Source organism: Shewanella waksmanii (assembly GCF_043643685.1).
GTDB classification, from domain to species: domain Bacteria; phylum Pseudomonadota; class Gammaproteobacteria; order Enterobacterales; family Shewanellaceae; genus Shewanella; species Shewanella waksmanii_A.
The window spans coordinates 51,033-67,185 of sequence record NZ_JBHZSN010000012.1; the positions used below are offsets into that span (position 1 = coordinate 51,033).

Below are 16,153 nucleotides of genomic sequence, written 5' to 3' on the forward strand. Positions count from 1 at the left end.
AGTGCTACAAAAGCATTTCATGCTAGCGTTTGTCCTATCAAGTGTTGTAATTGTTGCGTATTAGAGGGAATCAATATGCGTTGTTGGTTATTATTAGTCGGCCTATTGGCAGGTACGGCTCAGGCACAGTCCCCCCACATTATTGGTGCGAGTGTTGGCCTTGGAGTTCAAGATCTAGATAGCACGGAAAATCATAGTTCCAGTGGCGGTGATAATTATGTCGGTGATATTTACTATCGCTATATGTGGAACGCTAATATTGGCGTTGAAGCCGGTGCATTTGCAGGTTCAAGTGGTATAGCAGGGGCAATAGGCGGGATATTCTCTCGCATCGCCGATATTAATTATCGAGGTTACCGAGCTGTTTTTTACGGACAATACCCGTTATCTGAAAGTAATAGCTTATATTTGAAAGCTGGCGCTAGTCGAAATCAGTTGCAATATACTCTGCTCGAAGGAATTGGTGGTGAGCCATCACAAGAGGTCGATAGCAATGGTACTGACTTTTACGGTGCGCTAGGTTGGCAGCTGCGCTTTCAGTCAGGCATCGGCATCAATGTTGAGTATCAATATGTACCCATTCAGACTTTGACGGTACAGAATTTTAATATTGGCGTGAGTTATCGTTTTTAGTAAAGCTTGGCAGTGAAGTGTGAGCACTTCACTGCGTTTTTTTAGCTAATGTTTCAATTATCTCAACTATTTAATGCTAGCTGAATCACCTAAAATTCCTGCTGATTTTTACAAAAGTTCAACATTTCTGCGCATACGGGTTTCAACACTGCACACTTCGCGTTAGAGTAAATAATCAAAATGTTTTGGGGATGCAGATACATGTCAAGGAAACCCTGGGCAGCGCCGATTTTGACCAGTGTTGAGGCGCCAACATCGCTCGTGGATGAACAAGGAAAGGTCATATTTGGCCATTTTGATGGCCCAGTTACCACGTTAGGGCAAAAGGATTTTCACTATAAGACATGCATGGATAGTGATGCCTCAAAGTGGGCTAAGCACTTTCATTATAAACAGTTTCAGTTTGTTAGCATTGTCACACCTCACTATATCATCGGTGTTGCATTGGCAGATATTCGTTATTTAGGCAGCGCATTTTGTTACCTGTATGACATCAAGCGCGGCAAACTATTAGAATCGAATTGGCTTAAGCCACTGGGTTTGGGTTATCAAACTTCGGCATCACCATTCAATGGCGTAGCGGCGATCTCTGGGCGTAAAGGCCATTTTAAAATGGAGATAGTTGATGGTGTTTGGCATTTAACGCTACAAAGTTTAGCCATTGATGCCGAGTTGAGCTTACAACCTGCTGCGTTAAGTTTGCCCATGGCGATGTGCAGCCCCACAGGATATAACGGCTGGACCTATACCCAGAAGCACAATGGGTTGAAGGTGTTAGGACGCTTGTTTATTAACGACGAACCCCAACCTTTGCAACGGGTTTGTGCGGGGTATGACTTTTCGGCTGGATATATGCGCAGCGAAACCAGCTGGCGCTGGGCAAGCATTAACGCGTTAACGTCGACCGGATCCATTGGCTTGAATTTAGCTGCAGGTGTGAATGAGACCGGCACAACCGAGAATGTCTTTTGGCATGATGGCGAGCGCCATTTGCTTGGGCCAGTTCGGTTTCAATTCACTCGTCAACCAGGAGGTCAATCGAGTGGTATATGGCGAGTCTTTTCAGATAACGGCCAAGTCAATTTACGCTTTAGCTCGGTAGATAGCCGTTTTGAAAAGCTAAATTTGTGGCTGTTAAAAAGTAACTTTCGTCAATATATCGGATATTTTGATGGTTATGTTATTGATAATTTTGGCCAAAAACATGAAATCATTAACACCTTAGGCCTGACTGAAGACCATTTTGCCAAATGGTAACTGAGGGGCTTAGTCAATCACCAAATCACCGTTATGGTTTATCGACTTGGTAAAGTGACGGATAAAGGGAAATACAAAAGATGGATTTTAATTCACTGATACAACACCCTGAAGTACTTTTACTGGTGCTAGCGCCAATTTTTTTCGTGTGCATTATGCTGGAATGGTATCTGGGGGACAGGGGCAATAAATTACCCCAAAACGCGCGTTACCACTTACCCGAAGTCGCGTGTAATTTCGCATTAGCTGGGATGCATCAGTTGACTGATATCTTAGCTGGGCTGTTTATTGCTTCGCTCTATTTGCAAGTCTTTGATTGGCGCTTATTCGATATTCAAATGACGCTGGCAACGTTTGTTGTTTTGATGATAGCGCAGGACTTTTGTTATTACTGGTTTCACCGTGCAAGTCATCGAGTGCGTTGGATGTGGGCGGCCCATGTCGCTCACCATAGCTCTGAGAACATGAACTTTAGTACTGCTTTTCGTCAAAGCCTGACCTATCCATTAGCCGGAATGTGGGTATTTTGGCTACCGCTGGTGATTGTTGGCTTCGACCCCAACTGGGTCGTATTTGTGGTGCTTCTGAATTTGGGTTTACAGTTTTTTGTGCATACTCAGGCGGTGAAAACGCTAGGAATTTTGGAGTGGGTCTTTAATACCCCGTCGCATCACCGGGTGCACCATGGTCGCAACCCGCAATATATTGATAAAAATTATGCCGGCATTCTCATCATATGGGACAAAATGTTTGGCACCTTTGAGCCTGAAAAGCAGACTGTGGTTTATGGGATCACTAAGCCGGTCAATAGTTTTAATCCGCTGGTGGTGACATTTAGTGAATGGCGTGACATGTTTAGTGAAGCGTTTCAGGCGAACCTAAGCTGGAAACAACGTCTAAAAATTCTGTTTTTGCCGCCTCGGACTCACCAAGATAAATAGCTATATCTTAATATTTTTCATTTTATTTCAATTGATTATAAACTGTTAGATGTTGATGGTGTAAAGCGCTAGTACAGAATCGCTTGATACTTTTCTATTAAAAAGTGAGTCACTGCTTTACTATTCGAGCAGTTAGTTAAATGTCGCTGTACAGGAAGGTTAGGTGAGTAACGGTTATCAAGGAGAGGGGTTTTATATTGATTGTCAGCAGCGCTATGTGCGCTTTGAGGACAAGCAAGTAGAGATTAGACCGAAAACCTTGGCATTAATTCTGGCGCTGATTGAGTCGGAGCAACAGATCAGTAGTAAAGCCGATCTGCTCAACCAAGTTTGGGATGACGTTTGCTGCGATGAGCAAGTGCTTTTTCAAACCATAAGTGAAATACGTCGACTGTTTGCGCCACATAAGGTGATTCAAACTCATCCAAGAAAAGGCTATACCTGGATAGCTAAGGTTGCGCCGGTCTCAGATAGCCCAGCGCGAAATAACGTGTTGGCTGACAGTCCAAGCCAAACAACATCAGTTCATCGACAAACTTCGTTGGTTAGCTCGTTAACCAAACCTTTTAATGAGCAACGATTCTTTCGAACCGCTGTAGCGAGTTTACTGTTGGTCGCTTTGGCAGTGGTGATGATTTATTGGCTGCAAGTACAGATGAATCGCAGTTCGCCTCTGACCAATGGCACAGTCCTTGTGTTACCTATTGATAATCAAGTGCCCGGCGAAGATCATCGCTGGGTGCCATTAGGGGCCATGGAGCAGTTGATAGGAAAACTCAACCATCGCGGCAAAGTGATGGACATCAGCTATGTATTAAATTTGCGTGATAGTTTGCAGTTAGCTGATGGTTTTGGTTTGCAATCAATGTTGCCAGTATTTAATCGTAGCGGCGCGGATGTAGTGGTGGAAACTCAACTCAGCGGCACCACACGCCAGTATCAACTCGGATACAAATTGCATTTGCGACAAGATATTAAGAAAGGGGTGATATTCAGCGCCAGTGTTGATGACGGCTTAAATCAATTGGCGCAGCGAATCAAGCCGTATATTGATGATGGTCAATCTGCTTTGCGGTTGGATTATCAAAGCGAACTTAATCATGCCTTAGTGTTTGAAGCTGTTGCTTTGTATGGTAACGATCAGCACGCTGCAGCGCAGCAGTTATTAAGTAGCTTAATAGCACTTGAACCTGCCAATGTACGGATTCATTTGTTGTCGGCGCAATGGTTTGTAGAACAACAGCAATTTCAGTTGGCTCAGCAACAAGTTGAGCATGCTTTAGCACAAAATCAAGGCGGTGAGCTTCAGGGACAGTTGTATTATTGGTTAGCGCGCAGTTATCAATTTCAAGATATTGCGTTGGCATTAAGTGCGCTCGACACCTCCATTGCAGCCAGCGCTGAGGTAAACGATCTGCTTTTTAGCGCCTATGGATATGAACTGCAGGGGATATTGCAGCAACAGCAGCAACAGTACCGGGCATCAGAAACCTCGCTATTATCGGCGCTTAAATTTCATCAGCAAATATTTTGTCCAATGGGAACCAGCACGGTGAAACTGATGTTGGCGAGTCTGTACTTACAACAAGGGGATGTGAACAAATCTCGCCAATATTTGCAGGCCGCCAGTCAGCAAATTCAGCAACAGTCTTTGCCTATTACCATTCCCAAGTCATTAGGTCGTCGCAACCATCACGATTAGTCATGGTTGAGCCATTAATTAATTCGATTTTGATGCCGTGGCCGCCAGAACAAGCTTAATTCTCAAAGGGTGTTAAGGCTGATTACTCTATGAATTAATTGGATTTTAGAAAGTTTTAGAAAGTTTTTGATGTGTTAGCTGGCCGCAACTGTAAAGCTGCGGGCATGACTTAACAAATGAAGGCTTAACAATGCTCTCTAACTCAATATTTTCTAAATGGATTAACTGGCGCGCATTAGTGGGGATGACACTTTTTTGTTGCCTGCTTATCATGCTGATCACTTCTTTGCTGATGTTTACTCAGCGACACAATAGTCTCATCGCGATGTTGCACACCATTGTCGGTACTAGCATGTTATTGATGTTAGTTTGGCATATGTTCTACAACTGGGCGCCGCTAAAGAACTATTTCAGTTTGCGCAACCTTGGTAAGCAAGCCCGCAGTAAATTATCAATGCCAGTCAGCATTATGGCATTTTCAATGTTGACCTTAGCTACATTGATGAATTTACCCCCGTTTAGCAGCTTCTATCAGTGGGGTATGACATTACGCAGTAGTGATTTAGCCGTCCAGAGTAATGACATTAGTTACCTTGTGTTAGATCGGCGCCAGCAAGGTAGTAATGGGCTAGCTAATTTATCGGTCGAGTTCACTGCTGGTGCGGCATTTCAATGGCCGCAATATGCGATATGGCTAGAAACCATGGACGGCAAGTTGGTACAGCCTATCTATGTTACCCAGAAGTTGGCGGATAACCGTTTTGATAATCGTGTTGCCAAGCGCGATCAGAGTGTTGTGTTTACCCATAATCCCTTTGAGCAGCAAGGTTACCAGTTGGAGGATGATTTTGATCTTGTTGTCGAGCCTGAAAGTCGTTCAAGCCGATTTAGAACGGAATCTCTGCCTGTGTTTTTGCACAAGTTAGCCCAGTATCACGGCGGTCAATATATACCAGAGAACGACACTAAATTAGTGGCTGATGCATACAGTGGTGCAACCATGGATAGTCACTTTATTTATCGTAGCGCGCTTAATCAGCCCTTGTCTGGGCAATATCGACTTAGAATGGAGCTAAACCAGTCATTTGACTTTAATGAGTACTATTCTAGTGACCGATTCCCGGATGATGAGATCTATTCTGGCAGTGGTTTTTCTGCACAGCCATCAATCGTTTATGAAGCGATTATTGATTTGGATAGCAAAGATGAGTTTGTCAGTATGAAGCGTGTGGGTCGCGGTCATCATTCTGGGCGAGATGGCCAGATTTACACCGACCTTCAGGGCATGACATCAGCATTGCATTTGGTCGATAGAGTGCTCGTTCATGTTGAATAGCTTGTCATGTTAAACCAGCAAGGGAAATCCCTTACTGGTTTTTAAGCGAGCTATTTTGGTGGCGAACAACTTAGCCCGCCAAATTAGCCGACTAACTTAACCGGCCAATGTAGCCTAGCTAACTTTACCAACTAGTCTAGGCGCTTTTGCGCTTGTAAAATGACAAACTTACCGTTAGAGGCGACCAGCTCACAGTTATGGAAAATACGCTTGAGCTTAACGTGATAGTTAAGGTGTCGGTTACCGACGATATGTAATATGCCGTTATTTGCTAATGCTTGATAGGATTGGTTAAACATCTGCCAAGCAATGTGGTCGGTAATCGCTTCGCCCTGGTGAAAAGGTGGGTTGCAAAGAATGAGGTCTGGTTTAATCTGCGTATCGAAATGGGTGAGGCAGTCATCCCAATGAAAGTGGCCTTGACTCTGGCCTAACTTTGTTTGGTTTTGTTGCCAGTTTGCCCTTGCTGATGCGATGGCCATATCAGAGTCGTCGACAAAGTGAACATCGGCATGGTCATATTGTTTTGCTGCGCAAAGACCGAGTATGCCGTTGCCACATCCCAAATCGACAATCGTTTTAAACTCACCAGTCGGCAGATTATCCAGCATTATCCGCGCGCCAATATCAAGTTTATTGGCGGCAAACACGTTTGATAGGTTGCTAAGTGTGAGGTTGTGCTCCGCGACAGGCCAATTGACGGGTTGTGGTAATGGTCGAGGGCGGCCATCAGCTATACAGGTGATTACGCGACTTTTTTTCCACGCTAGGCTAGCATTGGCCTCACCGAGATGTTTTGCAATCGTGGTCAGCAATGCCTTGTTGATAGATTTTGCTTTAGCCCCAATAAGCACTTTGGTTCCAGCGGCAAGCGTTTGCGATAATCGTTTAAGTTGATGACTAAAATAATTAAGGTTTTTAGGCAGTTTCATCAACACTAAATCAACGTCTGCTGGGATTGGATCGCGGCTGTTATGCCAGCTAATCGAATCAGCGTTGAGTTGATTGTCGGCATAGTTTGCTATAGTGCCAAGTTGACTGGTGCGAGCATCGGTCTCAACCATCAGAGGGCTGTGTCTTTCTTGTAGATACCGCGCTGCTGCTAGGCAACCGAAACTGTCGTTAATAATATAGGTCTTGGCACTAAGTTGCTGCTGTTCAGCCAAATGTTTGATCAGGTATTCATCAGCCGAATCCCAGGCTTGCAAGTTGGACACTTGCTGCTTTGGGTAACGGTGCAGGCTGAGCTGAAGATCAGCAACAGAAAATTGGGTAGTCATAACACGAGTCGCTTTAAAATAGTGGCGCGATTATCGCAGATTTAATCGCTAAGGTATATTATCTGGTCCTCAGTGTAAGTGCACTTTTCCACTCGCGCTAACGTATAGTAGTCGACAGAAGTCACTCACCGCTATACGGTAAAATCACAGTTTGAAATGAGTCACTGAAAAATGGGTAAACGTCCAACACAAGCCAGTTTAGCGCTTGAAGAGATTAGTGTAGATAAGCCCGCACCACCTATCACTGTAGTGCGGGACTATTTGACTGTGAGTCAGCAAAATTTGTTATTGCAGGAATCTGACACTTATCCCTATCAACGGCCGCAAGTCCAGGTTTTTGGTAAAAAGCACATTATCCCGCGCTCTCAGGTTTGGTTTGGCGATGAAGGCTGTGATATCGCATTTTCAGGGATAATGATTCAAGCACAAGCTTGGCCGTATTACGTCAATCGACTACGAATGCAATTGCAGCGTGATTTTGGCATTAACGCTAATGGCGTGTTGGTCAATCATTATGCCGATGGTGAGCAATCGATGGGGTGGCACAGTGATGATGAGCCAGAGTTTGTTCCAGGCTCTGATATTGCCTCGATATCTATTGGCGCCAGTCGAGACTTTGTATTGAGACATAAAGCGACTCAAGTTAAGCATATTATTGAGCTTAGTTGTGGTGATTTACTCATTATGCATTGGCCAATGCAGCAGCAGTGGGAGCACGCGTTACCGAAAAGGTTAAAGGTTAAAGAGCCTAGGATTAATTTCACTTTTCGCCAATTAACGCCGTTTTTCTTCCGCAAATGAGTATCCTTAACTGAAGTGGTGATGGCTTGGAGCAGATCACTATTGCTGCAGTTAACATTGACCTTTGCTAGGTGAGCAAGTAATCTGCCGCCATTGCATTTTTGCTTGAAAGAGAAGAGCCCTATGTCAGTAGAACAGCTTATTATCGAAAAGCTCACCGCCGCGTTATCACCAACCCACCTTGATGTGATCAATGAAAGTGATAATCACCATGTTCCGCCAAACTCTGAAACCCACTTTAAAGTGATTGTGGTCAGTGACGCATTTGACGGCCAACGCCTTATCAGTCGCCACCGCCAGGTCAACGGTGCGCTTGCACAAGAGTTTGAAAATGGCTTACATGCGCTAGCGATGCACACCTATACCCAAGAAGAGTGGCAACAGGCCAATGTGCCAGACTCGCCTAAATGCCGAGGTTAAGGTTTAAAACAACCAGGGTTTAGATAAATCAAATAAAATATCAACGTGTCGTGACGATACAAAAAGCTGACAATTGCTTAATAAGCTTCTATGTTAGTAAATCGTCAGGACACAAGGCTCAATCGTATTGAGTAAATTGGAGAATGTTAGATGCCGTTATTAGATAGCTTTACTGTAGATCACACTCGTATGCATGCACCAGCTGTGCGCGTTGCTAAAACCATGACGACACCAAAGGGTGACACCATTACGGTTTTCGATTTACGTTTTTGTGCGCCTAACAAAGATATATTAAGTGAGCGCGGCATTCATACTTTAGAGCATTTATTTGCTGGCTTTATGCGCGATCATCTAAATAGTGACTCGGTCGAGATCATCGATTTGTCACCCATGGGCTGCCGTACGGGTTTTTATATGAGCCTAATTGGCACACCAGCAGAAGCTGATGTGGCAGAGTCTTGGTTAGCGGCAATGAAAGATGTACTAAAAGTCGCTAATCAAAATGAAATCCCAGAGCTTAATGAATACCAATGCGGTACTTACGAGATGCACTCGTTAGAAGAGGCTCAAGCCATTGCTAAGTCCATTATCGCGGCAGGTGTTAATGTCAATCGTAATGACGACCTAAAGCTCAGCGATGAGATTTTACACGGCCTGTAATCGCTAAATATGACAAAAAGCGGCATTAGCCGCTTTTTTTGTGTCTAATACCAATCAGCATAAGAAAGTGATCTACTCAGAGCTATTTTTGGCAAACTGGTTCGAGGCGAATAACTTAAGTCATAGTGGTTCTATTGGGAAGTTATTCAACGAAGAAGTAGGCAGCCAAAAAAGCGCCCAAAGGGCGAGTTTTAGCACTTCTGATACTGTGTCAACGAACTTGAACGTAGAGTCACTATGTCCTTCATTCGTTGCCTTGTCTCAGAAGCGCTAAACTCTCGCTGAGCGATCACATCTTTATGCCGATTGGTATAATACCAATCAGCATAAGAAAGTGATCTACTCAGAGCTATTTTTGGCAAACTGGTTCGAGACGAATAACTTAAGTAATCGAGGTTCTAGTGGGAAGTTATTCAACGAAGAAGTAGGCAGCCCAAAAAGCGCCCAAAGGGCGAGTTTTAGCACTTCTGATACAGTGTAACCTAACTTGAACCTAGAGTAACTATGCCCTTCATTCGTTGTGTCTCAGAAGCGCTAAACTCTCGCTGAGCGATCACATCTTTATGCCGATTGGTATAATTAAATTTGTACTGTGTGATTAGGTTTATCTGTGCTGATTAAATCGTCAATTTTGTTTTAAACATACAATTGAATATTAGCTTGCGCTTAATGTGCACCCTGGATAAATTACCCTGTTGTTATACAGTGAAACCTGTATTAATGGCCTCTTAAGCTAAAATATGACACTTTAATGCTAATATATAAATTTATTGCATAAGCTTGAGTGGTGTTTTTTTGAGCGGTTAGCCCTGTGAAAAAATTACCAAAAATAGTTGTTAACAATTGTCCTATTGATCTTTAAAAACGCCTATAAGCCTGATAGGTCAGGCAACTGAAAAGCTTTAGATGTGTCTGAATCAAACATTTCCTGACATTGTGATCTGTTTCTCATTGTTAAAATCCCCAATAACCTTTTAAAACACACGTATTTTTCGTAGCGATAAGGTGACATTTACGGTAAAATGCGCCCGACCAGCGTGATTGCGATCGCATTTCTGTAATAAATCTGCGCTAGCTCAATACGATAGGCTTTGTTTAAAACCTGTCGTAAATAAAGCAGGAACGCGACGCATTATCTTTCCTTCATAACGTAGTGCTTGTGGATATGATTACAATAAAGAAAGGGTTGGACTTGCCTATAACGGGCGGACCAGAGCAAGTTATCCATGATGGCCCAGCCATTAAACATGTAGCTACTTTGGGTGAAGAGTATATTGGCTTACGTCCTACGATGAAGATCAAAGTGGGCGATAAAGTGCAAAAAGGTCAGGTTCTTTTCGAAGATAAAAAGAATCCAGGCGTTAAATATACTGCTTTAGCCAGTGGCACAATTTCAGAAATTAACCGAGGCGCTCAGCGCGTTCTTCAGTCAGTAGTTATCGAAGTAGCAGGGGATGACAGCATCTCGTTTGCGAAATACGAAGCTAGTGCTTTAGAGTCGCTAGACCAGCAGCTTGTTCGCGATAACCTTGTTGAATCAGGGTTATGGACAACGCTAAGAACGCGTCCATTCAGTAAAGCGCCTGCCATTGATTCTACCAATGCCGGCATCTTTGTTACCGCAATTGATACCAATCCGCTAGCAGCTGATCCTGCCGTTATTATTAACGAGCATAAAGATGAGTTCGCTAATGGATTAAAAGTCCTATCACGTCTTACTGAAGGTAAAGTTTACCTTTGTAAAGCACCAGGGACTGATATGCCAACGGCTAATGCGCAAGTTGAAGAATTTGCCGGCCCACACCCAGCAGGTCTGGTTGGTACGCATATCCACTTCCTAATGTCAGCTTCTGCAAAACGCACAGTTTGGCATGTTGGCTATCAAGATGTGATTGCAATCGGTCATTTATTTACCACAGGTGAGCTTACCACGCAGCGTGTTGTTGCAGTAGCTGGCCCTAAGGCAGTTAAACCTCGCTTAGTGCGTACTCATGTCGGTGCATCTACCGCTGAGTTAGTGGCTAACGAATCTGCTGACGGCGATGTTCGTGTGGTTTCTGGTTCTATCTTAAATGGTAAAACCGCAGAAGGTGCCCATGCCTTTATCGGTCGCTTCCATAATCAAGTTTCACTACTTGAAGAAGGCCGTAATCAAGAGTTCTTCGGTTGGGCGATGCCTGGCGCACAAAAGTACTCAATTACACGTGCATTCCTTGCACATTTATCACCTTCTCGTTTGTTCAACATGACTACCAGCACAGGTGGTTCTGATCGTGCCATGGTACCGATTGGTAACTACGAGCGTGTTATGCCGTTGGATATTTTGCCGACCATGTTATTACGTGACTTAGTGTCTGGTGATATTGACGGTGCCGCTACCTTAGGTGCGTTAGAGTTGGATGAAGAAGATTTGGCACTATGTACATTCGTATGTCCTGGCAAATATGACTATGCGTCTTATCTGCGTGATTGCTTAGACACGATTGTGAGGGAAGGCTAATGGGCTTGAAAGAGTTTTTCAAAGGTATTGAGCCGCAATTTGAAAAAGGCGGTAAATACGAGAAGTGGTATGCGCTTTTTGAAGCAGCATACACAGTATTTTATACACCCGGTCATGTTAACAAAGGTCGCACTCACGTTCGTGATAATATCGATCTTAAGCGTATGATGATCACGGTTTGGGCGTGTACCTTCCCAGCAATGTTTGTGGGTATGTACAACGTAGGTTTGCAAGCACAAATTCAATTGGCTGCTGGCTTCCCAACACCTGATACATGGCAAGTGGCGCTATTTGGCCTATTCGGTACCGAATTGACCGCCGCTTCAGGTATTCCAGCCCTTATGTGGTACGGTGCCTGTTTCTTCTTACCAATATATGCAGTGACCTTCGTGGTCGGTGGTATATGGGAAGTCTTGTTTGCCTCGGTACGTGGCCATGAAGTTAATGAAGGTTTCTTTGTTACTTCAGTGCTATTCGCATTGACACTACCGGCAACGATTCCTTTATGGATGGTGGCACTAGGTATTACCTTCGGTGTTGTTGTCGCTAAAGAGATCTTTGGTGGTACAGGACGTAACTTCCTTAACCCTGCGTTGGCGGGTCGTGCGTTCCTATTCTTTGCTTACCCGCTAAGTATGTCTGGTGACACAACTTGGGTTGTGGCTGACGGCTATTCAGGTGCAACTGCACTAAGCCAAGCGGCACAAGGTACATTGGAGTATGGCTTTACTCAAGATTGGTGGGATGCGTTCTTCGGTTTCATTCCAGGCTCTGTTGGTGAAGTATCAACTGCCGCAATCCTATTGGGTGGTCTAGTTATCATTTATACCCGTATCGCTTCATGGCGCATCGTCGGTGGTGTAATGGTCGGTATGATTGCCGTATCAATGCTACTTAACCTAATCGGTAGTGACACCAACCCAATGTTTGCAATGCCTTGGTACTGGCACTTTGTTTTGGGTGGATTTGCATTCGGTATGATGTTCATGGCAACGGATCCGGTTTCTGCTTCATTCACTAACCAAGCGAAGTGGGCATACGGTATCTTGATTGGTGCGATGGCAGTATTCATTCGTGTCATCAACCCTGCATTCCCAGAAGGCATGATGTTGGCCATCCTGTTTGCCAACCTATTTGCACCACTGTTCGACCATTTTGTGGTTCAAGCGAATATCAAGCGGAGGATTGCTCGTGGCTAGTAATAAAGAGTCGTTCGCAAGAACATTATTCATTGTTGTTGGTTTATGTTTTGTATGTTCAGTGGCGGTATCAACTGCTGCGGTACTACTAAAGCCAACCCAACAAGAAAACAAACTGCTTGATAAGCAAAAGTATATCCTTGAAGCCGCTGGTCTTATTGATACTAAGGCTGGCAAAGTTGAGCGCACTGAGATCATCAATGCTTATAACAAGTATGTTGAAGCTAAAGTCGTTGATCTAAAGACAGGCGACTGGGTTGACGGTGTAGATGGCAACACATTTGATGTTGAAAAAGCTGCTCGTACTCCAGCGACATCATTCAAACCAAAGAATGATATCGCTTCAGTTAAGCGTGTTGCAAATCAAGGTGTTATCTATTTAGTTAAAGATGATAGTGGTGAGCTTGCAACCGTGATTATTCCGGTTAAAGGTTACGGCCTATGGTCTACCATGTTTGCTTTCTTAGCGGTAGAAGCCGACTTAAATACAATTCGTAGTTTGGTTTATTACGACTTTACCGGCGCGGGTGAAACTCCGGGTCTAGGTGGTGAAGTACAAAACCCACTGTGGATTGCTAAGTGGAAAGGTAAAAAGCTGTATGACGCAAATGGCGATTTAGCTATCAGCGTAACTAAAAACCCAGCTGTTGCCGCTTCTGAACACGGTGTTGATGCACTTTCTGGTGCCACGCTAACCGGTAACGGTGTTCAAAACTCGCTTGAGTTCTGGTTAGGTGAAGAGGGCTTCGCTCCCTTTATCGAGAAAGCTCGCAACGGAGGGCTAGGATAATGGCTAACGCTAAAGAGTTAAAAGAGGTCTTAACAGGACCGATTATTAGCAATAACCCAATTGCCCTGCAAATTCTGGGCGTATGTAGTGCATTGGCAGTAACCAGTAAGATGGAAACTGCGGTTGTAATGACAATTGCACTGACTGCGGTTTGCGCGTTTTCAAACTTGTTTATTTCGTTAATTCGTAATCATATTCCGAGCAGTGTTCGTATTATCGTACAAATGACTATTATTGCGTCATTGGTAATCGTGGTAGACCAAGTGCTGCAAGCTTATGCCTATGATGTTGCAAAGCAGCTGTCGGTATTCGTTGGTTTGATTATTACTAACTGTATCGTGATGGGCCGTGCAGAAGCCTATGCCATGAAAACACCACCTATGATGAGTATGATGGATGGTATAGGTAACGGCTTAGGTTATGGTGCGATTTTGATTGCGGTCGGTTTCGTTCGTGAACTCTTTGGTAACGGCTCGCTATTTGGTATTGAAATCTTAAGCAAGATTTCTGATGGCGGTTGGTATCAGCCAAACGGTCTATTGTTGCTTCCTCCAAGTGCGTTCTTCCTAATCGGTATTCTGATTTGGATCATCCGTACGATGAAGCCTGATCAAGTAGAAGCAAAAGGGTAAGCACAATGGAACATTATATTAGTCTATTAATTCGTTCTGTTTTCATTGAAAACATGGCCCTATCTTTCTTCCTTGGGATGTGTACCTTCCTTGCGGTATCGAAGAAAGTGACCACTGCGATGGGCTTAGGTGTTGCGGTTATTGTGGTACTGGCTATTTCAGTTCCTGTTAACCAAATTATTTATCAAGGCCTACTTGCACCAGGTGCATTAGCTTGGGCTGGCGTACCAGATGCAGATTTGAGCTTCCTTAAGTTCATTACCTTCATCGGTGTGATTGCAGCGCTAGTTCAAATTCTTGAAATGACGTTAGATAAGTATTTCCCACCGCTATACAACGCATTGGGGATCTTCTTACCACTTATCACAGTAAACTGCGCAATTTTTGGTGCGGTATCCTTCATGGTTGAACGTGACTACAACCTAGGCGAGAGCTTAGTGTTTGGTATCGGTTCAGGTATTGGTTGGGCATTGGCTGTGGTATTGCTAGCTGGTATCCGTGAGAAGATGAAATACGCTGATGTACCTGACGGACTGCGTGGTTTAGGTATTACCTTTATTACTGCTGGTTTGATGGCTCTAGGTTTCATGTCGTTTTCAGGTGTGTCTCTTTAAGAGGCACATAACGACATCTTAATTTGAACCTTAAAGGATAAGTTAATGGGTATTCTTGAATCTACACCAATCGATGTATATCTCGGTGTGACTATGTTTACCGCGATTGTATTGGTTTTGGTTTTGGTTATTTTGTTCGCCAAATCAAAGTTAGTACCAAGTGGTGATATTACTATTGGCATTAATGATGATGCTGATAAAGCAATTAAAACTGGCGCAGGCGGAAAGCTACTTGGCGCGCTTGCTGACAACGGTATTTTCGTGTCAAGCGCCTGTGGTGGCGGTGGCTCTTGTGGTCAGTGTAAAGTAATCGTTAAGTCTGGTGGCGGCGATATTTTGCCAACAGAGCTAGACCATATCTCTAAAGGCGATGCCCGTGGTGGTTGCCGTTTATCTTGTCAGGTAAACGTGAAAAGCGACATGGAAATCGAGCTTGAAGAAGAGATCTTTGGTATTAAAAAGTGGGAATGTGAAGTTATCTCTAACGATAACAAAGCCACTTTCATTAAAGAGCTTAAGCTACAGATTCCTGATGGTGAATCAGTACCGTTCCGTGCTGGTGGTTACATTCAGATTGAAGCCCCTGCGCATCACGTTAAGTACGCTGACTTCGACGTACCTGAAGAGTACCGTGGCGACTGGGAACACTTTGGCTTCTTCAAGTTAGAATCTAAAGTAGACGAAGAAACAATCCGTGCATACTCGATGGCGAACTATCCTGAAGAGGAAGGTATCATCATGCTTAACGTACGTATTGCAACGCCGCCTCCACGTAATCTGTCTCTACCTTGCGGTAAGATGTCTTCATTTATTTGGAGCCTAAAAGCGGGTGATAAAGTGACGATTTCTGGTCCATTTGGTGAGTTCTTCGCTAAAGAAACTGACGCAGAAATGGTGTTTGTTGGTGGTGGTGCAGGTATGGCACCAATGCGTTCACACATCTTTGATCAGCTTAAGCGTCTAAATTCTAAGCGTAAGATGAGCTTCTGGTACGGTGCGCGTTCTAAGCGTGAAATGTTCTATGTAGAAGATTTCGATGGCCTAGCAGCAACCAATGATAACTTCCAGTGGCATGTTGCTCTGTCTGATCCACAGCCTGAAGATAACTGGGACGGCTATACTGGCTTCATTCACAACGTACTTTATGAGAACTACCTACGTGATCATGAGGCACCAGAAGATTGTGAATTCTATATGTGTGGCCCACCAATGATGAATGCAGCAGTTATCGGTATGCTTAAAGACTTAGGTGTCGAAGACGAAAACATCCTACTTGATGATTTCGGTGGATAATCTGCTACGGCTTAGATAGTATCTACGCAAATAAATGACAGCCTTATCGATAAGGCTGTCATCTGTAGTTTTAGCGTTATAAAGGATATTGGTCA

15 protein-coding genes are annotated in these 16,153 nt (G+C 44.0%); 14 read left to right on the forward strand and 1 reads right to left on the reverse strand.

The window, feature by feature from the left end; all coding sequences use genetic code 11:
* The first annotated feature begins 75 nt into the window (after window positions 1-75).
* The 5 genes from ACHUFW_RS17130 to ACHUFW_RS17150 all read left to right on the forward strand — a co-directional run bounded on the left by ACHUFW_RS17130 (window position 76) and on the right by ACHUFW_RS17150 (window position 5,869).
* On the forward strand, window positions 76-633 hold the full coding sequence (locus tag ACHUFW_RS17130) for a porin family protein (protein ID WP_394204700.1): 558 nt from the start codon (window positions 76-78) through the stop codon (window positions 631-633).
* A 201-nt stretch (window positions 634-834) separates the two neighbouring features.
* The gene (locus tag ACHUFW_RS17135) at window positions 835-1,890 is read left to right on the forward strand and encodes a DUF2804 domain-containing protein (RefSeq protein ID WP_394204701.1); all 1,056 of its coding nucleotides are present in this window, start codon (window positions 835-837) and stop codon (window positions 1,888-1,890) included.
* Between the two features lie 80 nt (window positions 1,891-1,970).
* Window positions 1,971-2,831 (forward strand): sterol desaturase family protein, encoded by an 861-nt coding sequence (locus ACHUFW_RS17140; protein WP_394204703.1) that lies wholly within the window; start codon window positions 1,971-1,973, stop codon window positions 2,829-2,831.
* Window positions 2,832-2,994: 163 nt separating this feature from the next.
* Complete coding sequence (locus ACHUFW_RS17145) at window positions 2,995-4,533, forward strand: winged helix-turn-helix domain-containing protein (RefSeq protein ID WP_394204705.1); 1,539 nt, start codon at window positions 2,995-2,997, stop codon at window positions 4,531-4,533.
* A 190-nt stretch (window positions 4,534-4,723) separates the two neighbouring features.
* Window positions 4,724-5,869 (forward strand): DUF4405 domain-containing protein, encoded by a 1,146-nt coding sequence (locus tag ACHUFW_RS17150; RefSeq protein WP_394204707.1) that lies wholly within the window; start codon window positions 4,724-4,726, stop codon window positions 5,867-5,869.
* Window positions 5,870-6,000: 131 nt separating this feature from the next.
* Here the strand turns inward: ACHUFW_RS17150 and ACHUFW_RS17155 are convergent, their stop codons facing one another.
* Window positions 6,001-7,149: a methyltransferase gene (locus ACHUFW_RS17155; RefSeq protein ID WP_394204709.1), complete on the reverse strand. Its 1,149-nt coding sequence runs from the start codon at window positions 7,147-7,149 to the stop codon at window positions 6,001-6,003.
* Between the two features lie 171 nt (window positions 7,150-7,320).
* On the opposite strand from ACHUFW_RS17155, the gene ACHUFW_RS17160 reads away from it, so the two are divergent.
* The 9 genes from ACHUFW_RS17160 to nqrF all read left to right on the forward strand — a co-directional run bounded on the left by ACHUFW_RS17160 (window position 7,321) and on the right by nqrF (window position 16,058).
* Complete coding sequence (locus tag ACHUFW_RS17160; RefSeq protein ID WP_394204710.1) at window positions 7,321-7,950, forward strand: alpha-ketoglutarate-dependent dioxygenase AlkB family protein; 630 nt, start codon at window positions 7,321-7,323, stop codon at window positions 7,948-7,950.
* 123 nt (window positions 7,951-8,073) lie between these two features.
* Entirely contained in the window at window positions 8,074-8,370 is a 297-nt protein-coding gene (locus ACHUFW_RS17165) for a BolA family protein (RefSeq protein ID WP_394204711.1), read from the forward strand.
* A gap of 150 nt (window positions 8,371-8,520) precedes the next feature.
* Window positions 8,521-9,030: an S-ribosylhomocysteine lyase gene (gene luxS / locus ACHUFW_RS17170; RefSeq protein WP_394204713.1), complete on the forward strand. Its 510-nt coding sequence runs from the start codon at window positions 8,521-8,523 to the stop codon at window positions 9,028-9,030.
* A gap of 1,165 nt (window positions 9,031-10,195) precedes the next feature.
* On the forward strand, window positions 10,196-11,530 hold the full coding sequence (locus tag ACHUFW_RS17175) for a Na(+)-translocating NADH-quinone reductase subunit A (RefSeq protein ID WP_394204715.1): 1,335 nt from the start codon (window positions 10,196-10,198) through the stop codon (window positions 11,528-11,530).
* Window positions 11,530-12,729 (forward strand): NADH:ubiquinone reductase (Na(+)-transporting) subunit B, encoded by a 1,200-nt coding sequence (locus ACHUFW_RS17180; protein WP_394204717.1) that lies wholly within the window; start codon window positions 11,530-11,532, stop codon window positions 12,727-12,729. Before ACHUFW_RS17175 ends, ACHUFW_RS17180 begins: the two co-directional genes overlap by 1 nt.
* A complete protein-coding gene (locus ACHUFW_RS17185; RefSeq protein ID WP_394204718.1) occupies window positions 12,722-13,519 on the forward strand; it encodes a Na(+)-translocating NADH-quinone reductase subunit C in 798 nt (265 codons plus the stop codon). The genes ACHUFW_RS17180 and ACHUFW_RS17185 overlap by 8 nt, the downstream gene beginning before the upstream one ends.
* A complete protein-coding gene (locus tag ACHUFW_RS17190) occupies window positions 13,519-14,151 on the forward strand; it encodes an NADH:ubiquinone reductase (Na(+)-transporting) subunit D (protein ID WP_394204720.1) in 633 nt (210 codons plus the stop codon). The genes ACHUFW_RS17185 and ACHUFW_RS17190 overlap by 1 nt, the downstream gene beginning before the upstream one ends.
* Before the next feature lie 5 nt (window positions 14,152-14,156).
* On the forward strand, window positions 14,157-14,765 hold the full coding sequence (gene nqrE, locus ACHUFW_RS17195; RefSeq protein ID WP_028774476.1) for an NADH:ubiquinone reductase (Na(+)-transporting) subunit E: 609 nt from the start codon (window positions 14,157-14,159) through the stop codon (window positions 14,763-14,765).
* 45 nt (window positions 14,766-14,810) lie between these two features.
* On the forward strand, window positions 14,811-16,058 hold the full coding sequence (nqrF, locus tag ACHUFW_RS17200) for an NADH:ubiquinone reductase (Na(+)-transporting) subunit F (RefSeq protein WP_394204722.1): 1,248 nt from the start codon (window positions 14,811-14,813) through the stop codon (window positions 16,056-16,058).
* Window positions 16,059-16,153 lie beyond the last annotated feature (95 nt).

Bases quoted from the DNA above. Each gene is read 5' to 3' on its own strand.
- ACHUFW_RS17180 (WP_394204717.1), top strand. From the start codon at position 11,530: ATGGGCTTGAAAGAGTTTTTCAAAGGTATTGAGCCGCAATTTGAAAAA.
- ACHUFW_RS17140 (WP_394204703.1), top strand. From the start codon at position 1,971: ATGGATTTTAATTCACTGATACAACACCCTGAAGTACTTTTACTGGTG.
- ACHUFW_RS17175 (WP_394204715.1), top strand. From the start codon at position 10,196: ATGATTACAATAAAGAAAGGGTTGGACTTGCCTATAACGGGCGGACCA.
- ACHUFW_RS17130 (WP_394204700.1), top strand. From the start codon at position 76: ATGCGTTGTTGGTTATTATTAGTCGGCCTATTGGCAGGTACGGCTCAG.
- ACHUFW_RS17150 (WP_394204707.1), top strand. From the start codon at position 4,724: ATGCTCTCTAACTCAATATTTTCTAAATGGATTAACTGGCGCGCATTA.
- luxS (WP_394204713.1), top strand. From the start codon at position 8,521: ATGCCGTTATTAGATAGCTTTACTGTAGATCACACTCGTATGCATGCA.
- ACHUFW_RS17190 (WP_394204720.1), top strand. From the start codon at position 13,519: ATGGCTAACGCTAAAGAGTTAAAAGAGGTCTTAACAGGACCGATTATT.
- ACHUFW_RS17135 (WP_394204701.1), top strand. From the start codon at position 835: ATGTCAAGGAAACCCTGGGCAGCGCCGATTTTGACCAGTGTTGAGGCG.
- nqrF (WP_394204722.1), top strand. From the start codon at position 14,811: ATGGGTATTCTTGAATCTACACCAATCGATGTATATCTCGGTGTGACT.
- nqrE (WP_028774476.1), top strand. From the start codon at position 14,157: ATGGAACATTATATTAGTCTATTAATTCGTTCTGTTTTCATTGAAAAC.
- ACHUFW_RS17160 (WP_394204710.1), top strand. From the start codon at position 7,321: ATGGGTAAACGTCCAACACAAGCCAGTTTAGCGCTTGAAGAGATTAGT.
- ACHUFW_RS17155 (WP_394204709.1), bottom strand. From the start codon at position 7,149: ATGACTACCCAATTTTCTGTTGCTGATCTTCAGCTCAGCCTGCACCGT.
- ACHUFW_RS17165 (WP_394204711.1), top strand. From the start codon at position 8,074: ATGTCAGTAGAACAGCTTATTATCGAAAAGCTCACCGCCGCGTTATCA.